18 protein-coding genes are annotated in these 18218 nt (G+C 70.7%); 7 read left to right on the top strand and 11 right to left on the bottom strand.

All coding sequences use genetic code 11. The features are described 5' to 3' along the window. The first annotated feature begins 31 nt into the window (after positions 1-31). A complete protein-coding gene (locus NBY69_RS26210; protein ID WP_374211341.1) occupies positions 32-286 on the top strand; it encodes a hypothetical protein in 255 nt (84 codons plus the stop codon). 74 nt (positions 287-360) lie between these two features. Here the strand turns inward: NBY69_RS26210 and moaA are convergent, their stop codons facing one another. The 3 genes from moaA to NBY69_RS26195 form a co-directional block, all read right to left on the bottom strand. Continuing rightward, the gene (gene moaA, locus NBY69_RS26205; protein WP_250304004.1) at positions 361-1350 is read right to left on the bottom strand and encodes a GTP 3',8-cyclase MoaA; all 990 of its coding nucleotides are present in this window, start codon (positions 1348-1350) and stop codon (positions 361-363) included. 172 nt (positions 1351-1522) lie between these two features. After that, the gene (locus NBY69_RS26200) at positions 1523-3145 is read right to left on the bottom strand and encodes a cation acetate symporter (RefSeq protein ID WP_250304002.1); all 1623 of its coding nucleotides are present in this window, start codon (positions 3143-3145) and stop codon (positions 1523-1525) included. Beyond that, positions 3142-3507 carry a DUF485 domain-containing protein gene (locus tag NBY69_RS26195; protein ID WP_250304001.1) on the bottom strand — a complete coding sequence of 122 codons (366 nt, stop codon included), beginning with the start codon at positions 3505-3507 and terminating at the stop codon, positions 3142-3144. The genes NBY69_RS26200 and NBY69_RS26195 overlap by 4 nt, the downstream gene beginning before the upstream one ends. A gap of 233 nt (positions 3508-3740) precedes the next feature. On the opposite strand from NBY69_RS26195, the gene NBY69_RS26190 reads away from it, so the two are divergent. Further along, positions 3741-5261 carry a S8 family serine peptidase gene (locus NBY69_RS26190; protein WP_250303999.1) on the top strand — a complete coding sequence of 507 codons (1521 nt, stop codon included), beginning with the start codon at positions 3741-3743 and terminating at the stop codon, positions 5259-5261. Between the two features lie 67 nt (positions 5262-5328). On the opposite strand, the gene NBY69_RS26185 is transcribed toward NBY69_RS26190, so the two are convergent. The 8 genes from NBY69_RS26185 to NBY69_RS26150 all read right to left on the bottom strand — a co-directional run bounded on the left by NBY69_RS26185 (position 5329) and on the right by NBY69_RS26150 (position 13484). After that, the gene (locus NBY69_RS26185; RefSeq protein ID WP_250303996.1) at positions 5329-6369 is read right to left on the bottom strand and encodes a zinc-dependent alcohol dehydrogenase family protein; all 1041 of its coding nucleotides are present in this window, start codon (positions 6367-6369) and stop codon (positions 5329-5331) included. A gap of 17 nt (positions 6370-6386) precedes the next feature. Next, positions 6387-7106: a lysoplasmalogenase gene (locus NBY69_RS26180; protein WP_250303993.1), complete on the bottom strand. Its 720-nt coding sequence runs from the start codon at positions 7104-7106 to the stop codon at positions 6387-6389. A gap of 44 nt (positions 7107-7150) precedes the next feature. Further along, positions 7151-8044 carry a sterol desaturase family protein gene (locus tag NBY69_RS26175; protein WP_250303992.1) on the bottom strand — a complete coding sequence of 298 codons (894 nt, stop codon included), beginning with the start codon at positions 8042-8044 and terminating at the stop codon, positions 7151-7153. Positions 8045-8233: 189 nt separating this feature from the next. Further along, positions 8234-8944: a VIT family protein gene (locus NBY69_RS26170; protein WP_250303989.1), complete on the bottom strand. Its 711-nt coding sequence runs from the start codon at positions 8942-8944 to the stop codon at positions 8234-8236. 61 nt (positions 8945-9005) lie between these two features. Beyond that, positions 9006-10238 carry an amidohydrolase family protein gene (locus NBY69_RS26165; protein ID WP_250303988.1) on the bottom strand — a complete coding sequence of 411 codons (1233 nt, stop codon included), beginning with the start codon at positions 10236-10238 and terminating at the stop codon, positions 9006-9008. After that, positions 10238-11512 (bottom strand): amidohydrolase family protein, encoded by a 1275-nt coding sequence (locus tag NBY69_RS26160; protein ID WP_250303986.1) that lies wholly within the window; start codon positions 11510-11512, stop codon positions 10238-10240. The genes NBY69_RS26165 and NBY69_RS26160 overlap by 1 nt, the downstream gene beginning before the upstream one ends. Before the next feature lie 290 nt (positions 11513-11802). Next, complete coding sequence (locus NBY69_RS26155; protein ID WP_250303984.1) at positions 11803-12687, bottom strand: SDR family NAD(P)-dependent oxidoreductase; 885 nt, start codon at positions 12685-12687, stop codon at positions 11803-11805. After that, positions 12687-13484, bottom strand: a complete 798-nt coding sequence (locus tag NBY69_RS26150; RefSeq protein WP_250303983.1) for an acetoacetate decarboxylase family protein — start codon at positions 13482-13484, stop codon at positions 12687-12689. Before NBY69_RS26150 ends, NBY69_RS26155 begins: the two co-directional genes overlap by 1 nt. Before the next feature lie 90 nt (positions 13485-13574). Here NBY69_RS26150 and NBY69_RS26145 point away from each other — a divergent pair, with 90 nt between their 5' ends. The 5 genes from NBY69_RS26145 (at position 13575) to NBY69_RS26125 (ending at position 18215) form a co-directional block, all read left to right on the top strand. Further along, positions 13575-14192, top strand: a complete 618-nt coding sequence (locus NBY69_RS26145) for a TetR/AcrR family transcriptional regulator (protein WP_250303981.1) — start codon at positions 13575-13577, stop codon at positions 14190-14192. Positions 14193-14247: 55 nt separating this feature from the next. After that, complete coding sequence (locus tag NBY69_RS26140; RefSeq protein ID WP_250303979.1) at positions 14248-15231, top strand: DEDDh family exonuclease; 984 nt, start codon at positions 14248-14250, stop codon at positions 15229-15231. A 64-nt stretch (positions 15232-15295) separates the two neighbouring features. Further along, positions 15296-15529, top strand: a complete 234-nt coding sequence (locus NBY69_RS26135) for a hypothetical protein (protein WP_250303977.1) — start codon at positions 15296-15298, stop codon at positions 15527-15529. 67 nt (positions 15530-15596) lie between these two features. Further along, complete coding sequence (locus NBY69_RS26130; RefSeq protein ID WP_250303975.1) at positions 15597-16385, top strand: SURF1 family protein; 789 nt, start codon at positions 15597-15599, stop codon at positions 16383-16385. A 30-nt stretch (positions 16386-16415) separates the two neighbouring features. After that, on the top strand, positions 16416-18215 hold the full coding sequence (locus NBY69_RS26125; protein ID WP_250303972.1) for a glycoside hydrolase family 15 protein: 1800 nt from the start codon (positions 16416-16418) through the stop codon (positions 18213-18215). Positions 18216-18218: the final 3 nt, after the last annotated feature.

Genomic DNA, 18218 nt, shown 5'->3' with positions numbered 1-18218 from the left:
ACGAGCCATGCTTTGGCCTAGGGTTGGGCGGGTGAACTCCCCCGAAACCGCCGGTTCCGCCCCTGTCTGTTCCGCCAAGGGCTGTCGTACCGACGCCGTCTGGGTACTGGCCTGGAACAACCCGAAGCTGCACACCCCCGAGCGCCGCAAGACCTGGCTCGCGTGCGAGGAACACCGGGAGCATCTCTCCCAGTTCCTCGGGGTGCGGGGCTTCCTGAAGGACGTGGTGGCCCTGAACGAGTGGGAACAGGACTCCGCCGACGGCCCCGGCCCGTCCAGGGCCTAGGCCGTGTTTTGAAAGTCCCGCCTGCGCCGCGGCGCCCGCCCTTCGGGCGGACGACGCTACTTTCAAAACACGGCCTAGCCGCCGATCGCCGACATCGGCCGGGCGGGCTGGAGGAAGGACGGGTCGTCCAGACCGGATCCGGCCTTCTTTCCCCACATCGCCAGCTTCCAGCGACGGGCGATCTCCTCGTCGGACGCCCCGGAGCGCAGCGCGCCCCGCAAGTCCGATTCCTCCCGGGCGAAGAGGCAGGTGCGCACCTGACCGTCGGCAGTGAGTCTGGTGCGGTCGCAGGCTCCGCAGAACGGCCGCGTGACGGAGGCGATGACCCCCACGCGGTGCGGTCCGCCGTCCACCACCCAGCGTTCGGCGGGGGCCGAACCGCGTGCGTCCGCGGCCTCCTCGGTGAGCAGGAAGCGGGTGCGCAGCGACTCCAGGATGTCACCCGCTGTGATCATTCCGTCCCGCTTCCAGCCGTGCTGGGCGTCGAGCGGCATCTGCTCGATGAAGCGCAGCTCGTAGTCGTTCCGCACGGCCCAGGCGAGGAGTTCGGGAGCCTCGTCGTCGTTGAGTCCGGGCATCAGTACGGCGTTGACCTTCACCGGGGTGAGCCCCGCGGCGCCGGCGGCCTCCAGGCCGTCCAGCACATCGCGGTGCCGGTCCCGACGGGTGAGGGTCTTGAAGACGTCGGGGCGCAGGGTGTCGAGCGAGACGTTGACCCGGTCCAGGCCCGCTGCCGCGAGGGCTCGGGCGGTGCGCTTGAGGCCGATGCCGTTGGTGGTCAGCGACATCCGGGGGCGGGGCTCCAGGGCCGCGCACCGCTCGACGATGCCCACCAGCCCGGGGCGCAGCAGCGGTTCGCCGCCGGTGAACCGGACTTCGGTGATCCCGAGGCCGGTCACGGCGATACGGATCAGCCGGACGATCTCGTCGTCGGTGAGCAGATCCGGCTTCGCCAGCCACTGCAGCCCCTCTTCGGGCATGCAGTACGTGCACCGCAGATTGCAGCGGTCGGTGAGTGAAACGCGCAGGTCAGTGGCTACGCGGCCAAAGGTGTCGATAAGCACTGCGGCCCCCTTCCCACGAGGAATCCCTGCTGAAGAACTGTATGCAACCGAGCGTACGCGACCCCTGTGACAGCAACAGGGCCGATTGCCACGAGGTACGGCGGGGCCGCGTCGTAGAGATCTACGACGCGGCCCCGGTCCGTACCGTCTCCGCCGTGCTCCGGCGACCGGCTCAGTGCGCTCCGAACCCGGTGAGGGACTTGACCTCCAGTTCCGCGTACTTGCCCTTGTCGGGCTCCTCCTTCGAGAGCAGCGAGCCCAGCCAGCCGAGCAGGAATCCCAGCGGGATCGAGATGAGGCCCGGGTTCTCCAGCGGGAACCAGTGGAAGTCCACGCCCTTGAACATCGAGGTGGGCTTTCCGGAGACGACCGGCGAGAAGAGCACCAGCACCACGGAGGAGACGAGCCCTCCGTAGATCGACCAGAGGGCGCCGCCGGTGGTGAACCTCTTCCAGAACAGGCTGTAGAGGAGAGTGGGCAGATTGGCGGAGGCGGCGACCGCGAAGGCGAGGGCGACCAGGCCCGCCACGTTCAGATCACGGGCGAAGGCACCGAGGACGATGGCGACGGCGCCGATCGCGACGGTGGCCCAGCGGGCCGCGCGCATCTCCTCCTTCTCGGTCGCCCTGCCCTTGCGGATGACGTTGGCGTAGATGTCGTGCGCGAACGACGACGAGGAGGCCAGGGTCAGTCCGGCGACCACCGCGAGGATGGTGGCGAAGGCGACCGCCGAGATCACCGCGAGCAGGATGGACCCTCCGGTGGAGTCGGCGCCGCCGCCGATCTCCAGGGCGGCCAGCGGTGCCGCGGTGTTGCCCGCCGGGTTGGAGGCGATGATGTCGGCGGGCTTGAGGAGGGCGGCGGCGCCGAACCCGAGCACGATCGTCATCAGGTAGAAGGCGCCGATGATGCCGATCGCCCAGTTCACCGACTTGCGGGCGGCCTTGGCCGTCGGCACGGTGTAGAAGCGGATCAGGATGTGCGGCAGGCCCGCGGTGCCGAGCACCAGCGCGATGCCGAGCGAGATGAAGTCCAGCTTGGTGGTGCCCGAGGTGCCGTACTTCAGGCCGGGTTCCAGGAAGGCCTTCCCCTTGCCACTGTTCGAGGCCGCGGAGCCGAGCAGGTCGGAGACGTTGAAGTGGAACTTCAGCAGGATCAGGAAGGTGATGAGGATGGTGCCCGCGATCAGCAGGACGGCCTTGACCATCTGCACCCAGGTGGTGCCCTTCATGCCACCGATGGTGACGTACACGATCATCAGGACGCCGACCAGCGCGACGATGGCGATCTTGCCCGCGTCGCTGGTGATGCCGAGCAGCAGGGAGACGAGCACTCCGGCGCCCGCCATCTGAGCCAGCAGATAGAAGATCGAGACGACGATGGTGGAGGCGCCCGCCGCGGTACGCACGGGGCGTTGGCGCATCCGGTACGCGAGGACGTCGCCCATCGTGTAGCGGCCCGAGTTGCGCAGCGGTTCGGCGACCAGCAGCAGGGCGACGAGCCAGGCGACCAGGAAGCCGATCGAGTAGAGGAAGCCGTCGTAGCCGAAGAGTGCGATGGCGCCCGCGATGCCGAGGAACGAGGCGGCCGACATGTAGTCGCCGGAGACGGCGAGTCCGTTCTGGAAGGCGGAGAACTGCCTGCCGCCCGCGTAGAAGTCCGCGGCGCTGCGGGTCTGGCGTCCGGCCCAGACGGTGATGACCAGGGTCGCGACGACGAAGACCGCGAAGAGCGTGATGATCAGCGGCCGGTGCTCGGTGGTGGCCGAGGCGGCGAGCTGGACTGCGGGGCTCATGCGTCGGCCTCCATACGGGACTTGATCGCGGCGCCCTTCGGGTCGAGCTTCGTCGCGGCGTGCCGCGAGTAGAGCCAGGCGATGAGGAACGTGGTGAGGAACTGGGCGAGACCGAGGACCAGGGCCACATTGATGTGGCCGAGGAGCGTGGTGCCCATGAAGCCGCCGGCGTAGCTCGACAGCAGGACGTACAGCAGGTACCAGGCGATGAAGCCGATGGTCAGCGGAAAGGCGAAGGAGCGGTGGGCGCGGCGCAGTTCGCCGAATTCCGCGCCCTCCTGCACCTCGACGTACTTCTCTGCCGTGGTCCGGGCCGGGCCGGGGCCCGTTCCGTCCGGGCGCTGCGGTGCATCGGTAGCCACGGATTCTCCTCGCGACGCGGTGTGGGTGGGGCCGGAGCGGCTGGGCTGTCGGGAGGCGGGTGGTGCGGGTCCCCCCGACAACGGCACGGAGCGCGCGGCGGCCCGGTTCAACGCTGGTTGATTCTTGACCGATTGATTGCTGTCCGCCGATGATCAGCGATAGTTTCGCTGGTCATGTACCGCCCAACTGCGTCCCGCAGCAGGGCGGCTGATACGGATGATGTGGAGAACCCATGGCTCATCTGGCATCCGGGCGGTGGCGCGCGGTCGCGCTGCCCGCCGGACTGGCACTCGTCGCTTCGCTCGGCTTCCTGCCGGGCACGGCCACCGCGGAGTCGGGGGGTGGCTCGGCGCACGCCACGGGCCCTGCACTCTCGTACGTGGTGAACACCAGAACCGACCACCGCACGCTGGACTCGGTGAGACAGGCGATCTCCCGGGCCGGCGGTTCGGTGGTGATGACGTACGACAAGATCGGCGTGATCGTCGCGCACTCGGCCGACCCGGACTTCGCGAAGAACGTCCGCGCGGTCAAGGGCGTCTCTTCGGCCGGTGCCACCCGCACCGCGCCGCTGCCCGCCGAGTCGACGACGGACGTCGGTACCCCGCTGAAGCTCACGGCGAAGCAGCTGAAGTCGCTGTCGGCGAAGGCGGCCTCCGGGGAGGACCCGCTGGAGCCGTTGCAGTGGGACCTGAAGGCGATCAAGGCCGACAAGGCGCACGAGAAGACTCTCGGCAGTTCCAAGGTGACGGTCGCGGTGATCGACACGGGCGTCGACGACACCCACCCGGACATCGCACCGAACTTCGACCGCAAGGCCTCCGTCAACTGTGTGACGGGCAAGCCCGACACCACGGACGGTGCCTGGCGGCCGACCGCCGAGGAGAGCCCGCACGGCACCCATGTGGCAGGTGAGATCGCGGGCGCGAAGAACGGCGTCGGCATCACCGGGGTCGCCCCCGGGGTGAAGGTGTCGGGCATCAAGGTGGGCACGACGGGCGGGTCCTTCTACACGGAGGCCGTCGTGTGCGGCTTCATGTGGGCCGCGGACCACGGGGTCGACGTGACCAACAACAGCTATTACACCGACCCGTGGTACTTCAACTGCAAGGACGACCCGGACCAGCGGGCCCTGGTCGACGCGGTCACCCGCGCCTCGCAGTACGCGGAGAAGAAGGGCACGGTCAATGTCGCAGCCGCGGGCAACGAGAGCTACGACCTCGCCTCGCACTCGATAACCGACCCGTCGAGCCCGAACGACGGCACCCCGGGGGACCGGACGGTGGACCCGTCCAAGTGCCTCGACATACCCACCGAGTTGCCGGGGGTCGTCACGGTCGCCGCGACGGGCGCCAAGAACCTGAAGTCGTCGTTCTCCAACTACGGCCGGGGAATCATCGACGTCGCGGCCCCCGGTGGTGACTCCACCGCCTACCAGGCCCCCGACGCGCCGGCGAACAACGGCCTGATCCTGGGCCCGGTCCCCGGCGGCGGCTGGGCCTACATGGCCGGTACGTCCATGGCGTCCCCGCACGTCGCGGGTGTCGCGGCGCTGATCAAGTCCACGCACCCGCACGCCTCGCCGCAGCTGGTCAAGGCGCTGCTGTCCGCCGAGGCGGACAAGCTGGCCTGCCCCGCGTCGTACGACATCGACGGTGACGGCACCGTCGACGCGGTCTGCCAGGGCGGTCGGGGTCACAACGGCTTCTACGGGTCCGGCCTGGTCAACGCCCTGAACGCGGTGACCTGGTAGCACCTCCGGTGGGGGCGGCCGGCCGCCCCCACCGACGGCCCGGCGGACCGGTCGAGGCCCGCCGGGCCTACTTGACGAGCACCTTGAGCGCGGTGCGCTCGTCCATCGCCCGGTAGCCGTCCGGAACACCGTCCAGGCCGACGGTCAGGTCGAAGACCGGCGAGGGGTCGATCGTGCCGTCCAGTACGTCGGGGAGCAGTTCGGGTATGTAGGTGCGGACGGGCGCGACGCCGCCGCGCAGCGCGATGTTGCGGTCGAACATGTCGCTGAGGTCCAGGCCGGTACCGCTGCCGTGCGGTACGCCGACGTAGCCGACGGCGCCGCCGTCGCGGGCGATGGCGACGGCCGTGCGCATCGACTGCTCGGTGCCGACGGCCTCGATCACGGCGTGGGCGCCCTGCCCGCGCGTCATGTCACGTACCGCGGCGACGGCCTCGTCACCGCGCGCCGCGACCACGTCCGTGGCGCCGAACGTCCTGGCGATGTCGGTGCGGACCTGGTGCCGCCCCAGCGCGATGATCCGCTCGGCGCCGAGCCGCTTGGCGGCCAGCACGCCGCAGAGCCCGACGGCCCCGTCACCGACGACGGCGACCGTGCTGCCGGGGCGCACGCCCGCTCCGAGGGCCGCGTGGTGGCCGGTGCCCATGACGTCGGAGAGTGCGAGCAGCGCGGTCAGCAGGTGGTCGTCGGAGGCGGCGTCGGCCGGGAGCTTGACGAGTGTGGCGTCGGCGAAGGGCACCCTGACGGCTTCGCCCTGACCGCCGTCGGAGCCGACCGAACCCCAGAAGCCACCCTGCGTGCAGGAGGTGGTGAGCCCTTCGGCGCAGTACTCGCACATGCCGTCGGACCAGACGAAGGGGGCGACGACGAGGTCCCCGGCCGCGAAGCCGCTGACCCCGGAGCCCGCTTCCTCGACGATGCCGAGGAACTCGTGGCCGATCCTCTGACCGGGCTCCCGGGCGGCGACACCGCGGTACGCCCACAGGTCGCTGCCGCAGATGCAGGCGCGCAGCACGCGGACGACCGCGTCGCCGGGCTGCTGGATCTCGGGGTCCGGCACCTCCTCCACCCGGATGTCGTGAGGGGCGTGGATGACGGTGGCGCGCATGGGGAAATCCTTGCTGGTCAGACAGATGTACGACTGTCACGGTACGCCGACGGCGGCGTGGCCCCGCACCGGAGTACCCCCGTGACCAGCAGGCACTGGGCCGCCAGATAGGTGGCCATGACCCAGAAGTCCGGCGCGGGCAGCTGCGGAAGGGAGGCGATACCGGTGGCGATCAGGGTGTCCGAGACCAGGAAGAGCGCCCCGCCGAGCGCGGCGTACCGGCCGAGCCCGCCCGCGCGGTACGCCATCGCGGTGAGCAGCAGCGAGTATCCCGCCACCGGGACGCGCAGCCCGGCGGGCAGGCCGGGCCAGAGAACGGCGATCGCGCAGCCGAGCGCGACGGCGTACGCCACGGCCGGCCCGGTACGCCTGGCACTCCCCCGGCCCGGAGGCGTACGACGGCGCCCGAAGAGCACCAGGTAGCAGAGGTGTCCCGCCGCGAAGGACGCCATTCCGGCGAGAAAGGCGGGGTCCGCGTCGATGAGGAGCAGGGTGTCGCCGCCCCAGCCGAAGAGCAGCGCGGCGAGCAGCGGACGGGGGGCGCCGCGGGCGTACGCATGGGCCGCGAGGAGCGGCATCAGCAGCGGCTTGGCGACGGTGTGAGCGGTGGGCCAGTGGGCGAGAACGGCCACGAGGTCGACGAGCGCCACGAGCACGAAGACGAGCAGCAGCAGCCGGGCCGCCCTGCTCTGCGCCACCGGCTCCGGCACCTGACCCGGCACCACCTGTTCAGGCATCTCCCGTTCCGGTGTCACCGGCTTCGGCACCGCCGGATCCGTCGTCACGCGATCCGCTCGGCTGCCGTCGCCTCGTGAACGGTCCCGGCGCCGGGTGCGGGGGAGCGTCCCGCCGGCTGCCAGCCGGGCCCGCCGAAGATCCGCCCGGCGCGCTCGTGCCAGCTGTCGGCCGCCCGGACGTCCCGGGCGATCGCCGCGTACTCGTGGGTCGCGACACGCAGCGGGTTGTACGTCGCGATGTTCTTGGTCAGCCCGAAGACGGGCCGCTCGCCCTCGCCCGTGAAGGACCGGAACAGCCGGTCCCAGACGATCAGGATGCCGCCGAAGTTACGGTCCAGGTACCCGCCCTGGGAGGCATGGTGCACCCGGTGGTGAGAGGGCGTGTTGAGCACGTACTCGAAGGGGCGCGGCAGCGTGCCGACCCGTTCGGTGTGTACCCAGAACTGGTAGACGAGGTTGACGGAGGAGCAGAACGCGAGGGCCGCGGGATGCACGCCGAGGGCGATCAGCGGGACGTAGAACGGCCAGACGGTCAGCGTGGTCCAGGGCTGGCGCAGCGCGGTCGTGAAGTTGAACTTGCGGCTGGAGTGGTGGACCACGTGGCAGGCCCACAGGATGCGGACGACGTGGTGGCCGCGGTGCGACCAGTAGTAGAAGAAGTCCTGCCCGAGCAGCATCAGGAGGACCGTCCACCACAGCACCGGGATGCGCAGCGGGGTCAGTTCGTACACCGCGGTGTAGACGGCGACGATCGGGATCTTCCAGAGGGCGTCGAAGACCAGACTGCCGAGACCCATGCCGACGCTGGTGGCGGCGTCCTTGGTCTCGTACCCGGCGGCCTCCTCGTCCGGGTGGAACCGGTAACTCACCATCTCCACGACGGTGAGCAGGACGAAGGCCGGTACGGACCACAGCACGACATCAGGCAGGTTCGGCATGCCAGCACGGTACGGCCGGGCGATCGGCTGCGGCTAGATGTTGTTACTGACAAGTATGCGAGACGATCTGTCAGCGAGTTTTGGTGACTTCCGCCAATGCCACTGCCGATACGGCTGCCGATACCACTGCTGATACCGCTGCCGGTAGGGGCGCCGACGCGCCCTCCGGAGCGCCCCGGCCGCCGGGGCTCAGACCCCGGCCGCCCCCAGCAGCGCACCGGCCGCGTAGGTCACCGCCATGGCCAGCGCTCCCCCGGCGACGTTCCGCACCACCGCCGCACGCACCGGAGCCGCCCCCGAGCGGGCGCTCCACCACCCGGTCAGGATCAGCGCCGCCAGGACCGAGAGCACCGTGACGTACAGCCGCAGGGACGCGGGCGGCAGGACGATCGCCAGCAGCGGGAGCAGCGCGCCCACCGTGAAGGCGAGGAAACTGGCTCCCCCCGCCTGCCAGGGGCTGGTGAGGTCGTCGGGGTCGATGCCCAGTTCCACCTCGGCGTGGGCGCGCAGGGCGTCCCGCTCGGTCAGCTGCTCGGCGGCTTCGCGGGCCAGTTCGGCGGAGAGCCCCTTGCCCTCCAACAGCCCGGCCAGCTCGGCGAGTTCGGCCTCCGGAGTCTCGCGCAGCTCGCGCCTCTCCTGGGCCAGGGCGGCCTTCTCGGAGTCGCGCTGGGTGGAGACCGAGACGTACTCCCCCGCCGCCATCGACATCGATCCGGCGAGCAGTCCGGAGAGTCCGGCGGTGAGCAGCGCGGCGCGCGAGTCGGTGGCACCGGCGACGCCGACGACGATGCCCGCGGTGGAGACGACACCGTCGTTGGCGCCGAGCACGGCGGCCCGGAGCCAGTTGAGGCGGGCCCCGATGCCGCCGCCGTGGGCCTCGTCGTGGGTCTGATCAGTCACCCAGGGAGGGTCTCACCCGCTCCCGCCGGGGATCCGCACCGACCCGCTCGGACCCCGCGTCTCACCACACCCGGACCGACCCTCCGCGGGCGAAGGCCGGGCTCGTGGCGTCCGCCGGGACCTCCGTCAGCGGCTCGGCGACCTCGGCCACGGTCGGCCCCGTCTTCGCGGCGACGGGATCGAGCAGGGAGAGGTCGAAGCCGTACACCCGGGCGGCGTTGCCGCCCACCATGGCGGCCACCTCCTCGCGCGGGAGCCCCGCGTAGGCGATCCGCAGACCCTCGCGGGTGTAGGGATGAGTGCCTTCGTCGTGCGGGTAGTCGCTGCCCCACATGATCTTGTCCAGGCCGATCTGCTCCCGCAGCGGCACCTCGTGCGGACGCATGAAGCTCGCACCGACGAAGCAGTTGTCGCGCCAGACCTCGCTGGGCCCGCCGCCCATCGAAGTAGCGAGCCCCGCACCGAACTTGGACTCGGCGGTGGCCGCCTTCGAGGCCGCCGAGACCAGTCGGCCGTGGTAGTAGTCCAGCATGTCGAGGACCCGCGGGATCCAGCCGGAGCCCTGTTCGGTGAGTACGAGCCGGAGGCCGGGGTGCCGCCGGAAGGCCCCGCCGAAGATCAGATGCCAGAGGGCGCGGTGCGAGAACCAGGTGGTCTCGACCATGAAGACGGCCCGCGCGGCGGGTTCGTCGCCCAGCGGCGGGGAGGCCGAGCCGCCGTGGTGGTTGACCGGGACTCCCAGCTCCTCGCAGACCGCCCAGAGCGGGTCGTACGTCTGCGAGTACAGCTCGGGCACCCCGGAGCCCGGCGGGGCGCCGGGCAGCAGGATCCCGCCGGTGAGGCCCGCCGCCCGGGTGCGACGCACCTCCCGTACGGCCTCCCCGACATCGTTGAGGAGGATCTGGGCGACGCCCGCCCGCCGCCCCGGCGCCTGCGCGCAGAAGTCGGCGAGCCAGCGGTTGTGGGCGCGCAGCCCGGCCCAGCGCTGCGCGTACTCCTCCTTCGACGGCGCCGGGGCCATCAGCGAGGCGCTCGGGAAGAACGGCGGAATGGTGTTGGGGAAGACGACCTCCGCCACGATGCCGTCCGCTTCGAGTTCGGCGAGCCGGCGGGCGGAGTTCCAGTTGCGGTCGGCGGTGTCGGCGACGAGGTCCTCGTACGGATTGACGTACGTGGCCGCCCAGGCGTCGAAGTCCTCGTGGTGGCGCTTCTCCAGGTACGGCTTGTAGTCCAGCAGGTCGGCGCCGGCGTGGCAGTCGGCCGAGATGACGGTGTAGCGGTCCACCGGGGACATCACAGGACCCCCGTCTGCGGGAATTCATGGCCGGTGAGCCAGTGGCGGCCCACCTCACGGGACTTCGCCCAGGCGGCCTCGACGGCCGTCTGGTCGGCCGGCTGGCCCAGCTCGTCCGGGGTGGGGCCGATCCGCCGGGCGATCGGCTCCAGCGCCTTCGTGTCGAAGCCGAAGACATCGGCTGCCGCCAGGCCCAGCATGCGCCGGGTCTCGTCGACCGGAATGTCGTGGAAGGTGTTCCGCAGCCACTCACGGGTCCGCGGCCAGGTGCCCTCGGGGTGCGGGAAGTCGCTGCCCCAGAGGATGTTGTCGACGCCGATCTCGTAACGCAGGGCGAGCTCGCGGCGTTTGGTGTTGGTGGCACAGATGAAGACCTGACGGTCCAGGTATTCGCTCGGCGGGCGCTGCAGCTCGGCGAACGGGGAGAGCTTCTTCCCGCCGTGCGCGCCCAGGTAGAGGCGGTCCATGAACCAGAGCTGATTGGGCAGCCACCAGCAACCGGACTCGGCGATGCCGAACTTCAGCCCGGGGTGGCGCTCGAACACACCTGACCAGAGCAGGAACCAGAGCGGGCGGGACGGCCACCAGGTCACCTCGCTCACGTAGATGCCCAGGTGGTCACCGTACTCATGGCGCGGCGCGGCGCCCGAGTGGGTGACGACCGGCATGCCCGTCTCGGCGGCGGCTGCCCACACGGGGTCGTAACGCCGGTCGTGGTAGGGCGCCTTGTCCACCCACATGGCGGGGATCATCAGCGCGCCGAGCCCGGATTCCTTCGCCCGGTACACCTCGGCGACGACCCGGTCCACCTCGCCCGTGATGGGCAGGAGCGCGACCCCGCAGTGCCGTTCGGGGTGCTCTCCGACGAACTCGGCCAGCCAGCGGTTGTGCGCCTGCGCACCGGCCATCCCGAGGTCGGGGTCCTGGTCCCCGGAGAGCCCGAGGCCGACCCCGAAGGGTGCCGCGGTCCGGCTGTCCACGGCGTCCGCGTCGGGGAAGACGACCTCGGCCGCCACTCCGTCGCCGTCGAGCTCCTTGAGGCGCCGGCCGGTGTCCCAACCGCCTTTCAGTCCCTCCTCGTTGTCCGTGAACCACTGGGCGGCGAAGGCCTCGTTGCGCACCCCCAGCCGGGTCATCTCCGCGCGGCGGGCGTCGCGCTCGCCGAGGAAGCCGTCGAAGGCACGGTGGAAGCGCGGGTCCAGATACGGCCGGTACTGCTCGGTCGGCAGACCGGCGTGGCAGTCGGAGGAGATGATCAGGTACGGGTCTGTCATCGCTGGCTCCTCGGTCGGGTACGGAAGGGATCAGTCGGCGCGGAGCAATCGGCGCGGAGCAATCGGCGCGGGTCGGCCGGGGACGGATCAGTCGGCGCGGCTCGGCCAGGGACGGATCAGCCGGTGCGGCTCGGCCAGGGACGGATCAGTCGGCGCGGCTCGGCCAGGGACGGATCAGCCGGTGCGGCTCGGCCAGGGACGGATCAGCCGGTGCGGGTCGGCCGGGGACGGATCAGTCGGCGCGGCTCGGCCAGGGACGGATCAGCCGGTGCGGGTCGGCCGGGGACGGGTCAGTCGAGTACGAAGTTCTCCAGGTACGACGGGGCGGCCCGGTCGAGCATCGACTGCGCGCGCCTCCTGATCTGCAGGTCGCTGTGCTCGCTCTCCGGCAGCAGCCAGAACCGCTCGGCCTCGATCCCCTCGGCGACCAGCTCGGCAACCTCCTCGACCGGGGTGAACCGCACCTCCTGCCCGGAGTCCTTCATCGCGGACTCCCACTGGTCGAGACTGCGGTAGGGGGTCCTGCGGGGCCGCTCCTTCGCGTACCGCTCGGGCCGGTTGCGGTGCGACTCCCACAGCCCGGTACGGAGCATGTGCGGCCCGGGGAAGAGCACGGACGCTCCGACCCGCACGCCCTCCGCCCTGAGGTGTGCGTACAGCGATTCGGTCATCGTGACCACCGCCGACTTGGTGACGGCGTACACGGAGGCGGTCGGCAGCGGGGCGATACCGCCGTCGCCCGACGAGGTGTTGACGACATGGCCGGGTTCGCCGGAGGCGATCATCTTCGGGACGAAGGCCTGGATGCCGTGGAAGACGCCCCACACGTTGACGGCGAAGGCCCACTTCCAGTCGTTGGGATCGTGCTCCCACATGCGGCCCTCCGCACCGGAGCCGACACCCGCGTTGTTGCACAGCACATGGACGGCGCCGAAGGTCCCGTACACCGCGTCGGCGAGCGCCAGTACCTCGTCACGCTCACCGACATCGACGACGCGGGCCAGTACCTGTGCGCCCTCGGCGCGCAGTTCCTCCGCGGCGCTGTCCAGCGCCGCCGCCTCCACATCGGCGAGTACGACCTTCAGCCCACCGGCGGCGAACTTCCGTGCCATGGCGAGGCCGATGCCGCTCGCGGCGCCCGTGACGACGGCCACCCGGCCCGGTTCCAACCGCATCAGACGCTCCCTTCCGGCGGGCCGTCGAGGATCTGCTGGGGATCGTCGTAACGCTGGTGGATGTACGGCAGCAGGGCCTGCGCGTCCACCGGCCCGACGACCCGGCCCCGCTGGTCGGTGGTCTTCTCACCGATGGTGAGTTCGACGACACGGCGTACGGGGAGGTCCGCGACCGGGTCGTACGCCGACTCGCGCAGCAGCACCTCGCCGGAGATCTCCTCCAGCCTGCGGACCTTCTCGTGGCGCGTGCAGTGGACGAGCACGGGTTCCGTGTCGAAGCCCTGACCGTCCACCGCGGGAAGGAACTTGAAGTAGAAGTCGACCTTCTCGCGCGGTCCGGGCAGCGGGAGGGGGCCTGTCACCTCGCCCCGCACCTCCACGAAGGCGACGCCGTGCCGGGCGAGCACCGCGCGCACGGTCGCGCCGTCCCGCTCGACGGTGACCTCACCCAGTTTCTTCGGCTCGCCGAAGACCTCGCGCCCGCCGGTCAGGGCGCGCTCATGGGTCATCGGCATGACGAGCGGATACCAGCCCTCCACCCCCTCGTGGACGGCGGCGACCGCCACCGAGCCCGCACCGAGCGGATAACCCGGCAGATCGACCTTGCTGATGTTGGCCCGGACGAGCGGCCGTCCGGCCGGGCCGAGCGGCGGCGGCAGCACCGCTGCCACCGCGTCGGGGTCGCTCTCCCAGACCGCCACCACCCCGGTGGACCAGATGTCGGGAAGCCTGGAACTCGCTGCGCGGGCGGCCGAGATCTCTTCGCCGGTGCGCGCGCCGTACCGTACGCGTGCCATGTCGTCACCTTTCGCAGGTAGCCTGTAACACAGTTACAGCAGAGCCCGTGAAGGGTAAAGAGCCATGCAGGAAAGGAAGTCGAGAGTCCCGTGCCACGACCTTCGCTGACCCGCGAGGAGATCCTGACCGCTGCGGCGGAGCTGGTGAAGGAGCAGGGACCGCGCGCCCTGTCCATGCGCAAACTCGCCGCCGAACTCGGCACCGCGGTCACCTCGATCTACTGGCACATCGGCAATCGCGAGTCGCTGCTGGACGCCCTCGTCGAACGCACCGTGCGGGAACTCGGCGAGATAACCCCGCACGGCAGCACACCCGCGGACCGGGTCGTGTCGGTGGCGAGAACGCTCCGCAAGGAGCTGCGCGGACGCCCGCACCTGATCGCGATGGTCCATGAACGCGGCCTGACGGAACGGATGTTCCTCCCCGCACAGCAGGCGCTCGTGCATGAGGTGCACGCGGCCGGGCTGCGCGGGGCGCGCGCCGCCGACGCGGTACGGGCCGTGCAGTTCCAGACCGTCGGTTTCGTACTGGTCGAGCGCAACCGCGAGCGCTCACCCGCCCAGCACCCCGGCGAGGAGGAGCTCTGGGACACTCCGGCCGCGGAGCACGACCCGGCCCTGGCGCGCGCGCTGGCCGGACCGGCCGACCCCGAACACCTCTTCACCCTCTCGGTCACTGCCCTGGTGCAGAGCCTGTTCGCGCCCTGAGCGGCGGCCGGGGACCCCGGGATTCCCAGGTTGTCGGTCGGGGCCCGTATTCTCTGTGACCATGCTCGACGACCGCCAGACAACAGCGACAGCATGGCCGACCGCTTACCCGCAGGGATACGCGGTCGTCGACGTGGAGACCACCGGCCTCGCCCGCGACGACCGGATAATCTCCGCTGCCGTCTACCGGCTCGACGCCCGCGGAAACGTCGAGGACCACTGGTACACGCTGGTCAATCCGGAGCGGGACCCCGGGCCCGTCTGGATCCACGGTCTGACCAGTGACGTCCTGGAGAGCGCCCCCCTCTTCCCGGAGATCGCGGCCGAGTTCGCCGAACGGCTCGACGGCCGGGTCCTGGTGGCGCACAACGCCATCTTCGACTGGCAGATGATCGCCAGGGAGTACGCACGCGCGCAGCGCACCGCCCCGGTCCGCCAGCGGCTGTGCACCATCGCGCTCTCCAAGGAGCTGGCGCTCCCGCTGCCCAACCACAAGCTGGAGTCGCTCGCCGCGCACTTCGGCGTCGTACAGGAACACGCGCACCACGCCCTCGACGACGCCCGGGTGCTCGCCGAGGCCTTCCGTCCGAGTCTGCACGCGGCGGCCCGGGACGGGGTGCGGCTGCCGCTCCTGGAGTGCCTGCCGCTCACCGAGTGGTCGGACGCCCCGCCGGCGCCGCGCGTCGGGTACCAGGCCTCGTACCGGCAGGGCAACTGGCGCCCCTCCCGGAAGCGTCCGGTCTGTCCCTATCCGAATCCGGGCCGGTACGAGCCGGGGAAACCGCTGTTGCAGGGCATGCGGGTGGCGTTCTCCGGCGACACCTCGGTCGACCGCGAGCTGCTGGAGGACCGGGCGGCCGAGGCCGGGCTGCACGTGGCGACGAGCCTGTCCCGGCTGACCAGCCTGCTCGTCACCAACGACCCGGATTCCGCCACGTCGAAGACGGTCAAGGCGAAGTCGTTCGGCACCCCGGTCGTGGACGAGGCCGCGTTCACGCAACTGCTGCGCGATGTCACACCGGCCCCGGCAGACGGGTGATTGACGGGCGACTCGCCCGCCGTCCGCTCGCCCGCCGCCGCTCCGCCGTCCCACCCTGTGGCGCATGGCACGTTGCGAGGTATGCGGAAACGACTACGGCATGTCGTTCGAGGTGCACGCGCAGGGCGCGATTCACGTCTTCGACTGCTTCTCCTGCGCCATTCACCGCATGGCGCCCATCTGTGAACACTGCCGCGTCCGGGTCATCGGCCAGGGCGTGGAGGTCGACGGCCAGTGGTACTGCGGCGGGCACTGCGCCCGCGCGGAGGGGAAGGTGGGGATCGTCGACAAGGTCTGAGGTCCGGTTCGGCCCCCGGCGGGACCCCCCGTCCGGGGGCCTTCACCTGAGGGGTACCTTCAAAGGCGTGTACCGCTTCCTGTTGACCCGGCAGTGGGTGATCCTCACCCTTGTCGCCCTCGTCCTCATGCCGACGATGATCAAGTTGGGCTTCTGGCAGCTGCACCGCCACCAGCACAAGGTCGCACAGAACGCCCTCATCGGCGAGAACCTCAAGGCGACCCCCGTACCCGTCGAGGACCTCACCGCTCCGGGGCACACCGTCCCGCACGACGAGTACTGGCGCCAGGTGACCGCGACCGGTCACTTCGACACCGCGGACGAGGTCGTCGTACGGCGCAGGACCTCGTCCGACGGCACCGTCGGCTACCACGTCCTGACCCCGTTCGTCCTGACGAACGGCAAGACGGTGCTGATCAACCGCGGCTGGATCCCCGACAACGGCAGCCAGATGACCCTCCCCAAGATCCCCGCCGCTCCCAAGGGCGACCTGACGGTGACCGGGCGGCTGATGGCCGATCAGACGACCGCGGCCAGCGGGATCAGGAACGTCAAGGGGCTCCCGCCACGCCAGGTGATGCTGATCAGCAGCGCCCAGCAGGCGAAGGCGCTGGGCAGACCGGTCCTCGGCGGGTACATCGAGCAGACCGCGCCCGAGCCCAGGGGCGACTCCCCCGAGCTGATCCCGACGCCCGAACACTCGGACATCGGTCCGCACATGGCGTACGCCGTCCAGTGGTGGCTGTTCACCGCCGGAGTGCCCATCGGATGGGTGGTTCTCGTACGGCGTGAAAAGCGCGACCGGACCGCTGCCGGGGCGAAGAGCGCGCCGGAACCGGTACCGGCAGCCGCTTAGCCCGGCCCGCTCCAGGGAACACGCGAGAGCGTGACCCAATGTATCGAGGACTACGCCCTCATCGGCGATCTGCAGACGGCGGCCCTGGTCGGCAGGGACGGCTCCATCGACTGGCTGTGCCTGCCGCGCTTCGACTCCGGTGCCTGTTTCGCCTCCCTGCTCGGGGACGACGAGAACGGCCACTGGCGCATCGCCCCGACGGGCGCGGGCAACTGCACACGGCGGAGCTACGTGGGGGACTCCCTCGTGCTGGAATCGGTCTGGGAGACACCGACCGGCACCGTCAAGATCACTGACTTCATGCCGCAGCGCGACACCGCACCCGACATCATGCGGATCATCGAGGGTGTCTCCGGCGAGGTGGCCATGTCCGGGACGCTGCGGCTGCGCTTCGACTACGGGTCGGTCGTGCCCTGGATGCGCCGGGCGGACGGACACCGGGTCGCGGTGGCGGGCCCCGACTCCGTGTGGCTGCGCAGCGAGCCCGAGGTGAAGACCTGGGGCCACCACTTCTCCACCTGCTCGTCGTTCACTGTCGCCGAGGGCGAGAAGGTGGCGTTCGTGCTCACCTGGCACCCCTCGCACGACCCCCGGCCGGCGCTCACCGACCCGCACGAGGCGCTGGAGAGCTCCCTGGCCGACTGGGAGGAGTGGTCGGCGCGCTGCCGGTACCGGGGGCCGTACCGCGAGGCCGTCATCCGCTCGCTGATCACGCTCAAGGCGCTCACTTTCGGCCCGACCGGCGGGATCGTCGCCGCTCCGACCACTTCGCTCCCGGAGGAGATCGGGGGCGTGCGCAACTGGGACTACCGGTTCTGCTGGCTGCGCGACTCCACCCTCACCCTGGGCGCGCTGCTCGCCTGCGGCTATCTCGACGAGGCGGCCGACTGGCGGGACTGGCTGCTGCGCGCGGTCGCGGGCAGCCCCGGCGATCTGCAGATCATGTACGGCCTCTCGGGCGAGCGGCGGCTGCCCGAGACCGAGCTGGGCTGGCTGCGCGGCCACCGGGGTTCCGCACCGGTACGGACCGGGAACGGCGCGGTCGACCAGGTCCAGCTCGATGTGTACGGGGAGGTCATCGACTCGCTGCACCTGGCCCGCACCTCCGGTCTCGTCAACAAGCCGCACGCCTGGAACGTCCAGCTGAGCCTCCTCGGCTTCCTGGAGACCCGCTGGCGCGAGCCCGACGAAGGGCTCTGGGAAGTACGCGGACCGCGCCGTCACTTCGTGCACTCCAAGGTGATGGCGTGGGTGGCCGCCGACCGCGCCGTACGCACCCTGGAGGACGAGCCGCGGGCGCGCGGCGACGTGGAGCGGTGGCGGCGGATGCGCGACGAGGTGCACCAGGAGGTGTGCGACAAGGGCTTCGATCCGGTGCGCAACACCTTCACCCAGTCGTACGGTTCCAAGGAGCTGGACGCGGCGACGCTGCTCATCCCCCAGGTCGGCTTCCTGCCGCCGGACGACCCGCGGGTCATCGGCACGGTCGACGCCGTGCGCGAGGAGCTGAGCCACGACGGTCTGGTGCGCCGCTACAGCACCGGGGGCCCTGCGGTCGACGGACTGCCCGGCAGCGAAGGCACCTTCCTGGTCTGCTCGTTCTGGCTGGCCGACGCGCTCCGGCTGACCGGCCGGGTCGCCGAGGCCGAGTGTCTCTTCGAGAAGCTGCTGGCACTGCGCAACGACGTGGGCCTGCTCGCCGAGGAGTACGACCCGGCGGCGGGCCGGCAGCTCGGGAACTTCCCGCAGGCGTTCAGCCACATCGGTCTGGTGAACACCGCTCTGGCGCTGGCCCGCGCGCAGGGGGCGCCCGAGGAGGATGCAGGATAGGTG

This window comes from Streptomyces sp. A 4/2, assembly GCF_940670765.1.
In the GTDB taxonomy this organism is placed as follows: Bacteria; Actinomycetota; Actinomycetes; order Streptomycetales; family Streptomycetaceae; genus Streptomyces.
This window is presented reverse-complemented; position numbering and strand designations above follow the sequence as displayed.

Coding starts and splice junctions, on each gene's coding strand:
- NBY69_RS26200 (WP_250304002.1), bottom strand. CDS start 3,145: ATGAGCCCCGCAGTCCAGCTCGCCGCCTCGGCCACCACCGAGCACCGG.
- NBY69_RS26190 (WP_250303999.1), top strand. CDS start 3,741: ATGGCTCATCTGGCATCCGGGCGGTGGCGCGCGGTCGCGCTGCCCGCC.
- NBY69_RS26185 (WP_250303996.1), bottom strand. CDS start 6,369: ATGCGCGCCACCGTCATCCACGCCCCTCACGACATCCGGGTGGAGGAG.
- NBY69_RS26180 (WP_250303993.1), bottom strand. CDS start 7,106: ATGCCTGAACAGGTGGTGCCGGGTCAGGTGCCGGAGCCGGTGGCGCAG.
- NBY69_RS26175 (WP_250303992.1), bottom strand. CDS start 8,044: ATGCCGAACCTGCCTGATGTCGTGCTGTGGTCCGTACCGGCCTTCGTC.
- NBY69_RS26165 (WP_250303988.1), bottom strand. CDS start 10,238: ATGTCCCCGGTGGACCGCTACACCGTCATCTCGGCCGACTGCCACGCC.
- NBY69_RS26160 (WP_250303986.1), bottom strand. CDS start 11,512: ATGACAGACCCGTACCTGATCATCTCCTCCGACTGCCACGCCGGTCTG.
- NBY69_RS26155 (WP_250303984.1), bottom strand. CDS start 12,687: ATGCGGTTGGAACCGGGCCGGGTGGCCGTCGTCACGGGCGCCGCGAGC.
- NBY69_RS26150 (WP_250303983.1), bottom strand. CDS start 13,484: ATGGCACGCGTACGGTACGGCGCGCGCACCGGCGAAGAGATCTCGGCC.
- NBY69_RS26135 (WP_250303977.1), top strand. CDS start 15,296: ATGGCACGTTGCGAGGTATGCGGAAACGACTACGGCATGTCGTTCGAG.